Source organism: Salinimonas marina, assembly GCF_015644725.1.
In the GTDB taxonomy this organism is placed as follows: Bacteria; Pseudomonadota; Gammaproteobacteria; order Enterobacterales; family Alteromonadaceae; genus Alteromonas.
The window spans coordinates 2069614-2086395 of the sequence record NZ_CP064795.1; the positions used below are offsets into that span (position 1 = coordinate 2069614).

Genomic DNA, 16782 nt, shown 5'->3' on the forward strand with positions numbered 1-16782 from the left:
CCCTGGCCGGTAGCCTATTAGAACCCTTTATCGCCTAAAAACAGTCAAGCGCTTGGGCAAAGTCGGCAATCAGATCTTCGGTGTCTTCAATGCCCACGGAGATCCGCAGCATGGTTTCGCTGATGCCCATCTCGGCGCGCTCGTCGGCACTGTTTTCATAAAAGATGGTCTGGGCCACGGGCAACGCCAGGGTCCGGGTGTCGCCCAGGTGGGTGGCGCAGATAGCCAATTCCAGCTTGTTCAGAAAGGCTACGGGATCGATATGCCGGGCTAAATCAAGACTCAGGATCGCGCCATAGCCGGTCAGCATTTGTTCACGGGCCGTAAAGTGTTGGGGATGGTCGGCCAGCCCCGGATAATAAACCCGGCTGACTTTGTCGTGATTGTCTAAAAACAGTGCCAGTTCTTTGGCATTGTTGCAGGCCCGCTCCATTCTTAAGGCCAGCGTTTCGATACCCACCGCGATTTTGTGCGCCGCCTCACTGGATAAGGTGGCGCCCATATCCCGCAAGCCCTTTTTCTTGATCTGGGTTAAGCCACGCTGGGAGGCATCTGCCACCTGATACGCCGGCAGAATATTCGCAAACCCGGTCCAGTCGAACAAACCGGTATCCACCACCGCGCCGCCTAAAGCATGCCCGTGCCCCGCCACATACTTGGTCAAAGAGCACACCACCAGACTCGCCCCCAAAGCTTTGGCATCCACCAGTGGGGTGGCGTCATGGTGTTATCCACAATCAGCAAAATTGTACGTTCCTGGCAATATTTGCCGATGGCCTGAATGTCGGCCACCTGAGTGGCCGGATTGGCCACGGTTTCGGTGAAAACCGCACGGGTGTTGGGCTGATACGCCTCGGTAATGGCTTCCAGCTCGGTCACATCTACAAAGCTTATCTGAATCCCCAGATCAGCCAGGGTATTCATCAGACTGCGTGAGTTTCCAAACAGGTAACGGCTGACAATAATATGGTCACCCTGGCGAAACAGCGATAAAAAAGTACCACTGATGGCGGCCATTCCCGTGGCGAAACACACGGCCCCTACCCCTTGCTCAAGCTGGTTTATCTGGTTTGCCAGCGCCTGCATCGACCCGGTAGAAGAGCGCCCATATACATGGCCCGCCTGCTTGCCCTGAAAGACATCAATAATATCCTGGGCATCCTGGTATTCGAATAATACCGAAGAGGTCGCCGCGGTATGGACCGCGCCATCGGCCGGTTGATTTAAACGGCGGTCACCGTGAATCTGGCGGGTAGTAAAGCCCTGCTTGCTCAAGAGTTGCTCCCAGTAAATGCGCAATAATAATTAGGCTCACGTTAGCATAAATTCCCGGAATTGTGCGCAGGTGGTATTAATTTTCAGCTTTTCGACTATGCTTTGGATTAAGGGTAGATCAAAAGTGTGAGGCAATAACATTCAGTTTCAGGTTGATCCGGATTAAAAACACTTGCCTATAAGGATCACGCACTAGGCTAAAGGAGAAGTATCTGCCGTTATGTGTATTCTTTTTATTGCCAAAGCGCAGCGCAAAGATTATCCCTTAATCATCGCTGCCAACCGGGATGAGTTTTATAACCGTCCGACCCAACCCTCTCATATATGGTGTTCACATCCTCCCATATTTGCCGGTAAAGACTTAAAAGCCGGAGGCACCTGGATGGGGGTCACCCGCAGTGGTCGGATAGCGGCGCTAACTAACATTCGTAAACCGGACAGCGATTCAGAATCAGCCCGCTCACGGGGCGAACTGGTGGTCGACTATCTACTGAGCCAACATAACGACCGCGAGTATCAACAACAGCTCACTCAGCAATCTGACCAGTACAACGGGTTTAACCTACTGTACGGCAACTGGAAAGATCTGAAGGTGTTCAACAATCATACCCAGCAGCATGAACCATTAACCAATGGGGTGCACGGCTTATCAAATGCCACCTTAAATGCCCCTGGCCCAAAGTATCGCGCGGCGTCGGCGCGCTCAGTGAATATTGCAGCGGCGCTTCGGCCCTCACCGAAGATGCGCTGTTCTCATTGCTACGGGATGCCACTCAGGCCCCCGATGACATGCTTCCCGATACCGGTATCAACAAAGCCTGGGAAAAAACCCTTTCTCCAATCTTTATTCAATCGCCGGATTATGGCACCCGCTCATCCACCTTGTTACTGGTTAAGCGAGACGGCAGTGCCAGCTGGTTTGAACGCACCTTTGATGCCGAGGGTAAGCAGGTCGACCAGGCCAGCGCGCTGTTTCAATTCAATTAATAACACTGCCTATACCACGGTTATGGGGTAATAAAATCAGCGATTAGGACTCGTATTTTCTGCTATGAGTGGCATAATGCCTGACTCGCTTATAATTCACGCAATGTGAGGAACTATCGTGTTTGAAGTATTACCCCATCTGGATCCGGATCCTATTCTTGGTTTGTCTGTCGCCTACAAAGAAGATAAAAATGATGCAAAAATTGACCTCGGTGTAGGCGTTTATAAAGACGAAAAAGGTAATACGCCTATTCTTTCTTCGGTGGCCAGGGCGCAATCCATTTTGCAGGAACGCGAAGACACCAAAAGCTATATTACGCCCCAGGGCAATCAGGGTTTTATCGACAACATGCTTACCCTGTTGCTGGGTGAAGCCAGCCCGGTCCTGATGGCCGACCGTGTGGCCGCGGTGCAAGCTCCCGGCGGCTGTGGTGCGTTGCGTATTTTATCTGAGCTGTTAGTTCGGTGTAACAAAGATGCCCGGGTTTTTGTCAGTGATCCCACCTGGGCCAATCACATCCCTTTAATAGGCTCTGCGGGCCTGGCGCTGGAAACCTACCCCTACTTTAGTAAAGATAAAGCCGGCATCCGGTTCGATGCGATGATGGATAAGCTTAAAGAAGCTGGTAAAGGTGATGTGGTCCTGCTGCACGGTTGTTGTCATAACCCCACCGGTGCTGATCTGACCAATGAGCAATGGGACGCTGTGTTAAAGCTCGCTCAGGAACGGGGATTTTTGCCGTTTATTGATGTGGCCTATCTGGGCTTTGGCGACGGTATTGACGAAGATGCCTATGGTATTCGCTTACTGGCCGAAAACCTGCCCGAGGTCATCATTGCAGCCTCTTGCAGCAAAAACTTCGGGTTGTATCGGGAGCGGGTTGGTCTAGCGGCCATCATTACCGATAACAGCAAAGTTAAAAAAATCGCTCAGACCCAGATTCAGTCGGTGGCACGTGAGTCTTATTCCATGCCGCCAAGCTATGGAGGTGCGCTGGTGGACATTATTTTGTCCGATAAAGCATTAAACCAGGAGTGGGTGAGCGAAGTGAACAGTATGCGTAATCGTATGAAGACGCTGCGCTCAATGCTGGTGGACAGACTTGAAGCCAATGGGGCGCAACAGGACTTCAGCTTTATCAACGACCAAAAAGGCATGTTTTCGTTCTTATGCATTACCCCTGAACAGGTGTTGCAGCTTCGTCGTGAGCATAGCGTGTATTTTGTTGAGTCCAGTCGCATCAATATTGCCGGCATCAATCAGCAAAATGTAGACACTCTGGCAAAAGCGCTGGTATCTGTGCTGTAACCAACCGCTGCCCAAAAAGCCTGTGATACCTGCTATCACAGGCTTTTTAAATATACTCCCACTTTAATAAACGGGTCCGCCCGGGCGCCGATGTTACTCTTACTGACTCATGTTATTTCTGGCCTTATACCGCCGGCTTTGTACCGTTTTATTTGTCATTAACGATAAACCCGCCATGCCTTCAGCATTCTGGCCCACGCCCATGGCAATATGATAAGACATAAACAAAAAAGACGCCGGTGGGCGTCTTTTGAAAAGCTGGTTTCCCAACATGCTCACTAGCCTCAGGCTAGCATGCCACCATCTACCGTGATCGTGCTGCCGGTGGTATAACTTGAGGCATCGGACACCAGGTACAATACGGTGCCGGCCATTTCGTCAGGATGGGCAACTCTGCCTAAGGGAATCTGGGCCAGAGCCGATTTGAGTATTTTATCGTTGCTGGTCAGCGCGGAGGCAAACTTGGTATCGGTCAGCCCTGGCAATAATGCATTTACCCGAATGTTGTGCTTGCCACATTCTTTGGCAAAAGACCTGGTCATACTGATAACCGCGGCCTTAGTAATGGAATAAATTCCCTGCATATCACCCGGCACAACGCCATTAACCGACGCGGTATTTAATATCACACCATGGCCTTGCTCACGCATCATTTTACCCGCTTCCACAGACATGAAAAAATAGCCCCGGATATTCACATCTACGGTTTTCTGAAAAGCCGCCAGATCGGTATCCAGAATATGTCCAAAGTACGGGTTTGCCGCGGCATTATTGACCAGAATATCCAGCTGCCCATGGTTTTTGGCGATATCGGCAAAGGCTGCCGTTATCTGATCCATATCTCCCACATGACAGGCCAGCGCAGCTGCCTTGCCGCCGCTATCACGAATGGCCGCAGCCACAGTCTCACAGCTTTCCTGTTTGCGACTGGACACAATAACATGGGCACCGTATTGGGCCAGTAAATGGGCAATGGATTCACCAATGCCCCGGCTGGCGCCTGTTACCAAAGCTACTTTGCCGGTTAAATCAAATAGATCGCTCATGGGTGCTCCTTATTCGTGGTTAACTTTAAGTACCAGCTTGCCGAAGTTTTCACCCCGGAACAGCATCATCAGTGTGTCCGGGAAAGTATCAATACCTTCAACCACATGCTCTTTGGCTTTGAGTTTGCCCTGCCCTATCCAGCCGGCCATTTCCCGCGCCGCCTCGCCATAGTGCTTGACATTGTCAAACACCACGATGCCTTCCATGCGGGCGCGATTGACCAACAACGACAGATAGTTAGATGGTCCTTTTACCGCACTGGTATTATTGTACTGGCTAATAGCGCCACAAATAACAATCCGCGCACGTAGGTTAATCTGGGTAAGCACCGCATCCAGTATATCGCCGCCCACATTATCAAAATACACATCCACGCCGTCCGGGCAGGCCGCGCGCAGCGCTTTTTTGACATCTTCATTTTTGTAATCGACCACCGCGTCGAAGCCCAGTTCACGGGTCAGGTAATCGCACTTTTGCTGACCGCCGGCGATGCCAACCACCCGACAGCCCTTAATTTTAGCAATTTGACCCACGACGCCACCGACTGCCCCGGCCGCGCCTGAAACCACCACGGTTTCACCTTGTTCAGGCAAACCGGTTTTCAGCAGCCCAAAATAGGCGGTCATGCCCGGCATGCCCAACACCCCAAGATAACGCTCTAGCGGGGCCAGATCAGGATCCACTTTGTGTACGCCCTGGGTGGAACATACGGCGTATTGTTGCACGCCAAAGCTGCCATAAACCTTATCACCGGCACTGAATTTATCGTCGTTTGATTCAAGTACTTCACCCACAGCCCCGGCACGCATCACCTCGCCTAATTGGACTGGCTCAATATAGGATTTGCTGTCGTTCATCCAGCCACGCATCGCCGGATCCAATGAGATGTATTCAACCTTAACCAGAATCTCGCCGGGCCCGGGAGCACCAACCTCGGTCTCATTGTATTTCCAGTTTTCACGGGTGGGCTCGCCTTTAGGGCGCGCGGCCAGTAACCATTGATTGTTTTTCATTATAACTCCGTGTCGTTATGCTGACTGCTGTCAGACAGGATGAGAATGTAAATAGATTGTGACACAGGTCTGACCATCAATTGACTGTCAAAAATGACACAATTATGGTTAATTAGGACATCCATAGTTATCAGTTATAGACCCTGATGAGACCCATTAATGAATACTAGTATGACGCCGGCCAATGTGGTGGTGTATGGCTTTGACCGGGCGTTATCCAGCGCCATTACCGGAGTGGTAGATTTGTTTGCCCAGGCCGGGGTAACCTGGCAGGCCATTCATGGCCAGTCTGTCGAGCCGGTGTTTTCGGTGCAACTGCTCTCGGCAGGAGGCAGTGATATTCGCTGTGCCAATGGCATTACCCTTAAAGCAGACGGTGCATTAACTGCCCACACCAAGCCGGATTTGCTCCTTATCCCTTCCATTGGCTCTCAGATAGACCAGGTGCTGGCTACCGAGCGCAGCCTATACCCATTACTACGACATTTTCACACCGCGCAGGTAGATATTGCGGCCAATTGCACGGGTGTGTTTTTATTGGCCCAGGCCGGGTTGTTGGACCAAAAAGCGGCCACAACCCACTGGGGATTTGCCAGCACTTTTGAGCAAAAATACCCCGGGGTGGACTTACAAAGCGAAAAATTGCATACCTGTCAGGAGAATATTTTTTGCGCCGGCGGTGGTATGGCCTGGTTTGATTTAGCGCTGCTACTGATCGAACGCTATGCGGGTGCGCAGGTGGCCCGGCAAACCGCTAAAGCCCATGTTCTTGATCTGCCACGCTATAACCAGAGTTTGTACGCCGGCTCCCGCCGCCAGATAATGCATCAGGACAGCTTAGTACGCGAGATTCAGAATCATATGGCCCGGCAACTGGCTGGCCTGATATCGCTGGAACGTGTGGCCAGTCATTTTAATGTTACCCCCCGCACCCTGACCCGGCGCTTTAAGGCGGCCACCGGCATGTCGCCCGGCCGCTATTTACAGCAGTTACGGATTGATCATGCCCGCAAATTATTAGAAACCTCACGCTGTACCCTCGACAGTCTGCTACCGCAAATTGGTTATGAAGACGCCAGCTCATTTTCACGCTTGTTTAAACGTCATACAGGCTATTCAGTATCTCAATATCGCGCAAAATTTAGCCGTGATGAAAATTTATAATAAAAATAAGATATAAATAATTTGTAAATCAAGTAAACTAAGCAGCCGCAAGCAGTCCAATCAGCAGACTGCGCACAAAACAATTTAAAAACACATTACCTTCACTTGGTGGACACATGAAAACACATCGCATCGCTGCCCTTGCACTTGCTATTGGAGCCGCGTTTAGCAGTCCTCTTTTGGCACAGGAAACCCAGCAAAAGCCAAAAGAATCTGAATTGGAGCAAATCACCGTTACCGCTCAAAAGCGGACGCAATCAATCCAGGAAGTTCCGCTTTCTATTGCTACCTTAAGTGGTGAAAAGCTGGACAGCCTGTTTGCCGGCGGTGAAGATATCCTGGCACTGGCCGTACGCGTACCCGGACTGTATGCCGAATCTTCCAACGGACGGGTAGCCCCACGTTTTTATATTCGTGGACTGGGCAACACTGACTTCGATTTAGCCGCCTCACAACCGGTGTCCATTGTGATGGACGAAGTGGTAATGGAAAATGTGGTCTTAAAAAGCTTTCCGCTGTTCGATATTCAACAGGTTGAAGTTTTGCGTGGTCCTCAAGGGACCCTGTTTGGGCGCAACACCACCGCTGGCATCGTAAAATTCGACACCGTTAAACCCGGGCAGGATTTTGAAGGGTATGGCAAGGCGGTTTATGGCAGCTATAACACCCTCAATTTTGAAGGCGCGGTGGGCGGCGGAATTACCGATGACTTATCCGGTCGTATTTCGGTATTGTCTCAAACCCGCGATGATTATATCGACAATGGCTTTACCGGTCAGGAGGATGTGATTGGTGGTTTTGATGAGAAAGCCTGGCGTGCTCAGTTATTGTATCAACCCAGTGACCGTTTCTCGGCCTTATTCAATGTCCATGGCCGGGATTTGGACGGCACCGCGTCAATTTTCAGAGCCAACATTTTTGACAAAGGCAGCAACGACCTCAACGCCAACTACGATCGGGATGTGGTGTATTATGATGGCGACATTGATGGAAATGGCGCCGATAACAACCCGCAAAGCTATGAAGGTTTTGGTTCATCATTGAAGATGACCTACGACTTTGACGCGGTCGAATTAACCTCAATTACGGCCCTGGAAACCGCCGATGGGCGCAGTCTGGGTGATATTGATGGCGGCGCGGGTTCTGGTGTTACCGAAAATACCGGTTTCATTCCTTTCACTGCGGTCACTGAAGATAAGCTTAATGATCTTGAGCAATTCACCCAGGAAATTCGTATCGCCAGTCAAACTACCACGCCCATGAGCTGGCAGGTTGGCGCCTTTTTCTTTGACTCTTCGTTTGATGTTACCAGTACCGATGGTCTGTTTGGTGCCTCTACGGTTTTTCATGAAAACACCACCTGGGCGGTATTTGGCCAAAGCTCGTATCAGGTGAATGAAAAACTGAATGTGACCGCCGGCGTCCGCTATACCCATGATGACAAATCATTGCGGGTGGGCCAGCAAAATGTCGATGGCCCCTGTAATTTCCTCGACTTTAACGGCGATGGCATCAACGAATGCTCGGCTCAGGATTATGATCCGGTGGATGTTGATGATGGTCAGGTAAGCTTTGAACTTAGTGGTAATTATCGTTTAACCGATGATATTTCATTGTATGCACGCTATGCCAATGGCTTCCGTGCCCAAACCATTCAGGGCCGGGATGTGGCGTTTGAAGGCGCCCCGTCTGTGGCTGAAGCCGAAACCATTAATTCCTACGAAGTGGGTTTTAAGTCTGACTTGCTGGATAAAACCCTGCGCTTCAATGCCGCCGCGTTTTATTACACCGTGGATGACATGCAATTTTCGGCCATCGGTGGCGGCAATAACTTCACCGCGCTGGTTAATGCCGATAAGGGCGAAGCCTACGGCTTTGAAATTGACACCCAGTGGCTGGCCACGGATCAGCTGACCCTGACGGCAGGCTACAGTTACAACCATACCGAGATTAACGACGACACCTTGTCGGTACAGCCATGTGGTTCTAACCCTGGCTTAGAGTTTGCCGGCAACTGTACGGTAACCGACCCACGCCCGGATGGCTACGCAGCCTTTATTGATGGAAACCCGTTCCCGCAGGCACCGGAGTCTATCTTTAACTTTACTGCCCGTTACTCTATCCCTATGGGCAGTGACGGCGAACTGTTTGCGTTTACCGACTGGGCATTCCAGGGCGAAACCAACTTGTTCTTATACGAAGCCGTAGAGTTTACCACCGACGACAATGTTGAAGGCGGTCTGCGCGTCGGGTATGAAAACTTCACCCACGGCTATACAGTGGCCTTGTTTGGTCGCAATATCACCGATGAAGACAATGTCAAAGGCGCCATCGACTTTAATAACCTGACCGGGATCGTCAACGAACCACGGATTTGGGGTGTGGAAGTTAAGATGACCTTTTACTAGATGACCTGTTACTAGATCAACGCTCATGGCGCATGCTTATGCGCTGTGCCAGGTTATTGAACAAGGCTTGCAGCAATGCAGGCCTTTTTTGTTGCCGATGATGCAGGTGTAAGGGTTAACAATGGCGTCAGCCCTGCCCCGCCTTTGCTTGTTTTCGCCAGTCGGTTTTTATCTGAGTTTACAAACCCGGCCGCCAGGTATGCGCTCAGCAGTAAGCCGCACCAAAGCCTTAGTATCAACGCCTTAGCATCAAAACTTTAGAACCAGGACGTTGTCCCCGCCAGCCTGACACCTTTTAGCCACACACCTTATAGCCATGCCCTCATAGCCAAGCCCCAAAGGTTAAGGTAAAAACTGGGTCGGTGTTTTAAGCACCCAGTCAGTACAGTTGCGCCGGGTGAGACCATATTCTGTTAACAGGAACGTCAATGGTGTGCTGATGGCCTAAGGTGCTATTGAGATTGCTTTGCCCTGGCTTTGACTTGGCCTGGGCTGGCAATGATGACAGGTGTAACCCCGGCGAACGCGGCGATGCTATTGGCAGGGCGATTTCGGTAAACCTGCACACGGGCCACACAGGGATGGTAAATTTAATGGCGGGTGCTCCCCCTTTACCTGATAACCGGCCCGTCACCACCGTCATTTTCACGGGCCGGTTTCCAATCGCGCTTATTTATTCGCGGATCAGGGTTTCAGGGTGCGCCTGCTGATTGGTGTTTTTACGAAATAAGCCGCGAATATCATCCAGTATCAGGTACAGCGAGGGCACCAGCAACAGGGTAATAACGGTGGCGAATAAAATACCGAAAGCCAGCGAAATGGCCATCGGGATAACAATCTGAGCTTGCAGACTGCGTTCAAACACAATCGGCATCAACCCCATAAAGGTGGTCAGCGAGGTTAAGATAATGGGCCTGAAACGCTGGGTACCCGCGCTTATGGCCGCATCAATCAGCTTATGGCCTTCGGCGCGGGCACGGTTAACAAAGTCCACCATGATCAGGCTGTCATTAACCACCACGCCGGATAACGCAATAATTCCGCACAGCGACAAGGAGCTGACTGCCATGCCCAGCACCAGGTGCCCGACAATTGCCCCCACCACCCCAAACGGGATAACCGCCATGATGATAAATGGCTGTGAATACGATCTTAAGGGGATAGCCAACAGCGCATAGATGGCAAACAACGCAAACATCAGACCCTGGAACATGCTGAACAGCGCATCCTGTTCTTCTTTGGAGTTCCCCTGCAGCTGAAAGTCCACTTGCGGGTAACGCTCCAGAATATCAGGGATCACGGTCATCACCACATCGCGGGTGACTTCCCCCGGTTCCAGTAAGCCTTTGTCTACTTTAGCCCCTACGGTGATAGAGCGGTTACCATCCACCCGCACAATCGACGAAAACCCTTCACCCAGACTGATCTGGCCCACCTCTTCAAAGGGAATATCATCCCCGTTCGGTGCCCTTACCCGCATGTTTTCTAGGTATTCTATCGAGTTACGGGCCTCTTGCGGGTAGCGCACCATGACCTTTACTTCTTCATCATCGCGTTGCAGACGCTGTACTTCGGCGCCATAGAAGCCAAAGCGCACTTGTTGGCCAAGCTGCTGCAAGCTGATCCCCAGCGTTTCTGCCTGGGGTTTAAGCGATAGCTGTATTTCGTCACTGCCGCCGGCAAAGGAGTCATTAATGTCACTCAAGCCCTCGTAACTGGCCAGACGATCTTTTAATGCCTGGGCGGCCTCCTGCAGTGCATTGATGTCTGCAGAGGTGAACTCAAAGCTCATGTCCGGACCGCCAAAACCGTCTCCCGAACCAATATTGAGAGTTTTAACTCCCGGTATTTCAGGCATCTGCTCACGCCACAACTGATGGATTTCATAATCTGGCAATTCACGGGTTTCGCCTTTGCTTAGCTCCACAAACACCTCGCCGCCAAGATTACCATTATCAAATGCGATGGCATGCTGTATCACCCCAGAGCCGGTTTCCTCTTCCACTTTGTCATTCATACGATGCATGGCGGCCAGCATTTCGTTCAATGCCTTATCCCGCTGACTCAGTGAGGAGCCCGGCTGCAATTCAAAGCTGGCCGACATAAAATCACTGGGAATATCGGGGAAAAAGACAAAACGTACAATGCCGCCGGCGAACAAGCCGATGGTGAGAATCAGCATCGCCACAAAAGTGGCCAGGGTGGTATAGCGATTGCGAACCGCTTTGGCCAAAAATGGCGCATATTGGTTGGTGACAAATCGTTTGATACCTTCACTGAAAATATTGCGAAAACGCTGAAAACGATTTTGTTTATCGGGATCGGGCTTACTCAGTTTCATGTGTACCAGGTGCGCAGGTAAAATCAGTTTCGATTCCACCAGCGAGAACACCAGACACACAATGACCACCCAGCCGATGGACTTCCAGATAACCCCAAAGGGCCCGGACACCATCAACATCGGGGTAAATGCGGCAATGGTGGTCAGCACCCCGAAGGTCGCCGGCATGGCCACCTTTTTAACCCCGGCAATAACATTGTCGGTGGAATGTCCCTTGGTATCGATTTCGGTATAGGCTGACTCCCCCATAATGATGGCATCATCCACCACAATCCCCAATACCAGAATAAAGGCAAACAGGCTCAGCAGGTTAATCGATACCCCAACAAATTCCATTGGCATCACCAGGATGGCGCCTAAAAAGCAAACCGGCAGCCCCCAAATCACCCAAAAAGCCAGTTTCACCCGTAAAAACAGTGACAGTACAATGAATACCAGCAAGGCACCGAAGCCCATATTTTCCAGCATCATATTGAGACGGTCATTCAGGTAAAATGATACATCACCCCAGGTATCGGCTTTCAGATGTGCCGGAAACTCAGGGCTTTTTTCGGCAATATAGTTGTTAACCTGTTCGGAAATTTCCAGGGCATTCTGATCGCCCACCGCCCGCACTCGCATGCTGACCGAGGGTTTACCGTCAAAATACGCAAAACGGTTGTCTTCTACAAAACCATCATCGATGGTGGCTACATCCCCCAGGCTCACTCTGGTGCCATCGCTGCTGGTTAATAGGGTAAGCTGGGCAAACTCCCTGCCGGTATACGCCTGTCCTTTGGTACGAAGCAAAATATCGCCATTATCGGTGCGAATCGAGCCACCGGGTAAATCGACACTGGACTGTCTGACCTTGTTGACCACCTCGGAAAAAGTCAGGTTGTACTTTTGCAAGTCACGCTCTGACAATTCAATGGAAACTTCATAATCGCGGGCACCGACCACAGTGACACTGGTGATACCATCAAGATTGGCAATATCATCTCTGATTTGCTTGGCAAACTCTTTTAATTCGCGCTCACTGGCTTCTCCATAGACCGACACCCAGATAACATCTGACTGTATTTTTTGTCGGTAGATAACCGGTTTTTCGGTGTTACCAGGAAAACTGGGGATGGCGTCCACCTGTACCTTCACTTCATCAAGCACTTCCTGCACATCGTAGGTTTCTTCTACTTCAATGCTAACGGTGCCCAGCCCCTCCCGGGCAGTGGAGGTTATCTTTTTGATGCCTTCCAGATTTTCGATAGCTTCTTCTATCTTTAACAGCACCCCTTCTTCTACTTCCTGAGGGGCCGCGCCCAGATAGGGTACGCGCACATTCACCACATTAATTTCGACCGGCGGAAAAATCTGTTTTTGAATCGTGAAGGCACTAACCAAACCGCCTATCAGCAGAACCCACATAAGCAGATTTGAGGCGACATTGTTTCTGGCGAACCAGGCAATCATCCCTTTGTGTGTATCAATCCTACTCATCCGGCTATCCCCCTACCTTAACTTGCTCAGTTTCATCAGGGGTATCTTCGTCTATCTCTGGCGGCTGGGGCTCGTCGCCCGGTAACCGAACTTGCATTCCGTTGTAAGGATTGGGAACGGCACTTAACACCACCCGTTCACCGTTTTCCAAACCGTCGGCAATGAAGACCTGGCTGGCATTGGTACGGGCGACTTCAACCGGCTTGATTTGAATTTCATTATCATCGTTTACCGTCAAAATGGTCTGATCCAGACGCAAAACGCTGCGGGGCAGTACAAACAAATCACGTTGTTTACCGGTGGTGATCTCTGCCTCTACAAACTGACCAAAGCGTAACAACGGCTGTCCACCCTCACTGTTGCGCTGGTAGGGATCTGGCAAGCGCGCCACCAAATAGCTTACCCGGCTGGCTTCATCTAATACACCTTCAGAACGCACCAGGCTGGCTCTCCATTGCTGGGACATGCCGTTCACCCGCGCTTTTAATAAGACGTTATGTTTGCGGCCTATACCCTGATCCAGATCGATAAAGGCCATATCGCTATCGGCCACCGGCAATCGTATTTCCGCAATATCGGTGCTGTACAAGGTGCCAACCGTACTGCCTAGCCCCACAAACTGACCAATATCAATGTCGCGCGATACCACCAGACCATTGTAGGGGGCCCGGATTTCAGTGCGCTGCAGATTACGTCGCGCACGCTCCAGACGTGCCTGCGCGGCTTTCACATTAGCCTGCTCGCGTGCCAACTGGGGTTTTCGTAGCCCAAGTTCAGGGGGAATGCCAGAATTTACTGACTGCCATTCGGTTTTGGCCACCTCGCCACGGGCCATCTCCTCAGTCAGAGCGGCCTGGGCCTGGGCCAGTTGTGCTTCAGCCAGACTGATTTCGGTCTGGTAGTCGTCAGATTCCAGGGTGACCAGCACCTCACCTTTATCAAACATGCCACCGGCCACAAAATTATCTGAAATATCAACAACTTTACCGCTTACCTGGGCACTAAGGTTAGTTCGATGGTTAGGAATAACATTGCCCTGGGAGCTCACCGTAAACGTTACCGCGGTTCTGCTCACTGGTTCAGCATCCACTAAAAATGCTTTTGTTTCAACGGGTTCGGTGGGCGGGGGTTGTTTACTTTTTACCAGCACTACCGCCAGAACTATGGCAACAAGGACAATAACCAGCGGTATACCCGCTTTGGTCCAGACAGCATTTTTCATTCTATTCCCTTTGATAATTGGAGCATTTTTTAACGCATCCCTTTTATGAAAAAAGGTGATAAGGCGTATTTTAATTCTTATTCAGGCAGTCTATCGCGTCTTTGAGACAATGGCATGTGTAAAACTGTTAATAAATATGATCTTTTTCAAAACATCCTGGCAACAGCGCATCACAGCCGTATATTTTTTCAAAAAACTGCACCCGGCCCCTTGATATGGTTACTTTTTAATCGTAATTTAATAGTGCGAACCATGGCAACGGATGAACAAATCATGAGTCTTAAAAAGCAGTATCTGAAATCAAAACCTGTATGTAAGGTGACCTTCCGGCTCAAGGCATCAGAGGCTGGTAAAGCCGCCCGGGCCCGGCTGGTTGGCGATTTTAATCAATGGGATAAAGCAGTATCGCCCATGCGTAAACTTAAAAACGGGGACTTTACGCAAACGGTGACCCTGGAAAAAGATCACGAATACGCTTTTCGATATTGGGTGGACGATAAATGCTGGGAAAATGACTGGGAAGCAGATGGGTACCAGCGTTCGCCGTTAAGTAATGAGGATAATTCTGTAGTACGGGTGTAATATTCGCGGGGTGCTGAAGCAGGCTCCAGGCCCCGCGCAATCAATTTAAATGGATTTTTCGAGCTCTGGCAGAATGTCGAATAAATCCCCTACCAAACCGTAATCAGCGACCTGGAAAATGGGCGCTTCTTCGTCTTTATTGATAGCCACAATGACCTTTGAGTCTTTCATGCCGGCCAAATGCTGGATAGCACCGGAAATACCGACGGCAATATACAGCTGCGGCGCAACAATTTTGCCGGTCTGACCGACCTGCATGTCATTGGGAACAAATCCGGCATCTACCGCAGCCCGTGAAGCGCCAATCGCTGCGCCTAATTTATCAGCAATGCCTTCCAGCATGGCAAAGTTTTCGCCATTTTGCATACCACGACCGCCCGAAATAATAATTTCAGCGGCACCCAGCTCAGGACGCTCAGACTCTGTCAGTTCTTCACTAACAAATTCGGCGCCTTTAGCGGCCGAGCCCATGGTCAGAGCTTCAACTTCGGCATTGTTATCCAGACTTTGGGCATCAAAGGCTGAAGCACGCACGGTCAGCACCTTGATGGTATCTTGTGACTGTACGGTAGCAATGGCGTTACCGGCATAAATAGGCCGCACAAAGGTATCTGCTGACTCAATAGCGATAACATCGGATAATTGGGCGACATCTAACAAAGCCGCCACGCGCGGCATAAAATTTTTGCCGGTGGTAGAAGCGCTGGCCAGAATATGGCTGTAATCTTTGCCTAATTCCACCAGCAGATCTGCGGTATTTTCAGCTAGTTGATGAGAAAAATGCTCACTGTCGACCTTTAATACCTTAGTCACTCCACTGATTTTGGCGGCTTCGCTGGCGATGCTGTCACAGTTTTGGCCGGAAACCAGTAAATGAATATCGTCCCCAATCTGGGTGGCCGCGTTTACCAGTTTGGCCGTTTCGGGCTTAAGCTGGTCATTATCATGCTCTGCATATACTAAAACAGTCATCAGATCACCTTTGCTTCGTTTTTAAGCTTATCAATTAATTCAGCAACATCCGCTACTTTCACGCCGCCCTTACGTTGCGCCGGGGCTTCTACTTTGAGCATTTTGACCTTTGAGGTTAAATCAACATCAAAATCGCTGGCCGGCATCACATCCAACGGCTTACGTTTGGCTTTCATGATGTTCGGTAACGAGGCATACCGCGGCTCATTTAAACGCAAATCGGTAGTCACTACCGCGGGCATCGTTAAGCTGATAGTTTGCAGGCCGCCATCAATTTCACGCGTTACCTTAACGGCATCGCCTTCAACCACAACTTCTGAGGCAAAGGTGCCCTGCGGCATATTGGTCAGTGCGGCCAGCATCTGACCCGTCTGATTATTATCAGAGTCGATGCTTTGTTTGCCAAGAATAACCAGCCCGGGTTCTTCTTTTTCAACCAGCTTCGCCAGTAGCTTGGCAATTTGCAGCGAATCGAGTGACTCGTCGGTGTCAATCTGAATACCACGATCAGCACCTAAAGCAAGAGCTGTTCGGATTTGTTCCTGACAACTTTTGTTGCCCACAGACACCACCACCACTTCTTCGGCGATGCCTTTTTCTTTCAGGCGTACGGCTTCTTCCACCGCAATTTCACAAAAGGGATTAATGGCCATTTTGGCGTTGGTGAGATCAACACCTGAATTATCAGCCTTTACCCGCACTTTTACGTTGTAGTCAATGGCACGCTTGACCGGTACAAGTATTTTCATTTCTTACCTCAAGATGTGAGTGTTTGCCGGTGACTGAGCACCCTGTTTCAGAACCCATCAGATAAATTAATTCTGATGTCACTTCATCGCTTTACGCTGCATTAACGTAAAACCATGAAGGATAATTACAACCTTTACGTTTACGTAAACTTATTTGCAATCTACTTCCTGTTGACGTAAACGTCAACCTGGATTACCTTTCGAGGCGGTATTTAATTTACAAGTTTTTGACACTTC

The 16782-nt window shown here is 50.3% G+C and carries 11 protein-coding genes and 2 pseudogenes; 5 read left to right on the top strand and 8 right to left on the bottom strand.

The window, feature by feature from the left end:
* Nucleotides 1–34 precede the first annotated feature (34 nt).
* Nucleotides 35–1275 (bottom strand): annotated as a pseudogene (locus IT774_RS09110) (cystathionine gamma-synthase family protein).
* 220 nt (nt 1276–1495) lie between these two features.
* Here IT774_RS09110 and IT774_RS09115 point away from each other — a divergent pair.
* Nucleotides 1496–2262, top strand: a pseudogene (locus tag IT774_RS09115) (NRDE family protein).
* 118 nt (nt 2263–2380) lie between these two features.
* On the top strand, nt 2381–3571 hold the full coding sequence (locus tag IT774_RS09120; protein WP_195809518.1) for an amino acid aminotransferase: 1191 nt from the start codon (nt 2381–2383) through the stop codon (nt 3569–3571).
* Nucleotides 3572–3670: 99 nt separating this feature from the next.
* On the opposite strand, the gene IT774_RS17745 is transcribed toward IT774_RS09120, so the two are convergent.
* From IT774_RS17745 to IT774_RS09130, 3 genes are all read right to left on the bottom strand, one after another.
* A complete protein-coding gene (locus tag IT774_RS17745; RefSeq protein WP_269749753.1) occupies nt 3671–3793 on the bottom strand; it encodes a hypothetical protein in 123 nt (40 codons plus the stop codon).
* A 62-nt stretch (nt 3794–3855) separates the two neighbouring features.
* On the bottom strand, nt 3856–4617 hold the full coding sequence (locus tag IT774_RS09125; protein ID WP_195809519.1) for an SDR family oxidoreductase: 762 nt from the start codon (nt 4615–4617) through the stop codon (nt 3856–3858).
* Nucleotides 4618–4626: 9 nt separating this feature from the next.
* Nucleotides 4627–5631, bottom strand: coding sequence for an NADP-dependent oxidoreductase (locus IT774_RS09130; RefSeq protein WP_195809520.1), 1005 nt, complete (start codon nt 5629–5631; stop codon nt 4627–4629).
* Between the two features lie 159 nt (nt 5632–5790).
* On the opposite strand from IT774_RS09130, the gene IT774_RS09135 reads away from it, so the two are divergent.
* Both IT774_RS09135 and IT774_RS09140 read left to right on the top strand, forming a co-directional pair.
* Nucleotides 5791–6795, top strand: coding sequence for a GlxA family transcriptional regulator (locus IT774_RS09135; protein WP_232364939.1), 1005 nt, complete (start codon nt 5791–5793; stop codon nt 6793–6795).
* A gap of 116 nt (nt 6796–6911) precedes the next feature.
* Nucleotides 6912–9203, top strand: coding sequence for a TonB-dependent receptor (locus tag IT774_RS09140; RefSeq protein ID WP_195809521.1), 2292 nt, complete (start codon nt 6912–6914; stop codon nt 9201–9203).
* A gap of 673 nt (nt 9204–9876) precedes the next feature.
* On the opposite strand, the gene IT774_RS09145 is transcribed toward IT774_RS09140, so the two are convergent.
* Both IT774_RS09145 and IT774_RS09150 read right to left on the bottom strand, forming a co-directional pair.
* The gene (locus tag IT774_RS09145; RefSeq protein WP_195809522.1) at nt 9877–13020 is read right to left on the bottom strand and encodes an efflux RND transporter permease subunit; all 3144 of its coding nucleotides are present in this window, start codon (nt 13018–13020) and stop codon (nt 9877–9879) included.
* Nucleotides 13021–13024: 4 nt separating this feature from the next.
* The gene (locus IT774_RS09150) at nt 13025–14242 is read right to left on the bottom strand and encodes an efflux RND transporter periplasmic adaptor subunit (RefSeq protein WP_195809523.1); all 1218 of its coding nucleotides are present in this window, start codon (nt 14240–14242) and stop codon (nt 13025–13027) included.
* 273 nt (nt 14243–14515) lie between these two features.
* On the opposite strand from IT774_RS09150, the gene IT774_RS09155 reads away from it, so the two are divergent.
* Nucleotides 14516–14824: an isoamylase early set domain-containing protein gene (locus tag IT774_RS09155; RefSeq protein ID WP_195809524.1), complete on the top strand. Its 309-nt coding sequence runs from the start codon at nt 14516–14518 to the stop codon at nt 14822–14824.
* A gap of 45 nt (nt 14825–14869) precedes the next feature.
* Here IT774_RS09155 and IT774_RS09160 read toward each other — a convergent pair whose 3' ends face one another.
* Both IT774_RS09160 and IT774_RS09165 read right to left on the bottom strand, forming a co-directional pair.
* Nucleotides 14870–15796 (bottom strand): electron transfer flavoprotein subunit alpha/FixB family protein, encoded by a 927-nt coding sequence (locus tag IT774_RS09160; RefSeq protein WP_195809525.1) that lies wholly within the window; start codon nt 15794–15796, stop codon nt 14870–14872.
* Nucleotides 15796–16545, bottom strand: coding sequence for an electron transfer flavoprotein subunit beta/FixA family protein (locus IT774_RS09165; protein ID WP_195809526.1), 750 nt, complete (start codon nt 16543–16545; stop codon nt 15796–15798). The genes IT774_RS09160 and IT774_RS09165 overlap by 1 nt, the downstream gene beginning before the upstream one ends.
* Nucleotides 16546–16782: the final 237 nt, after the last annotated feature.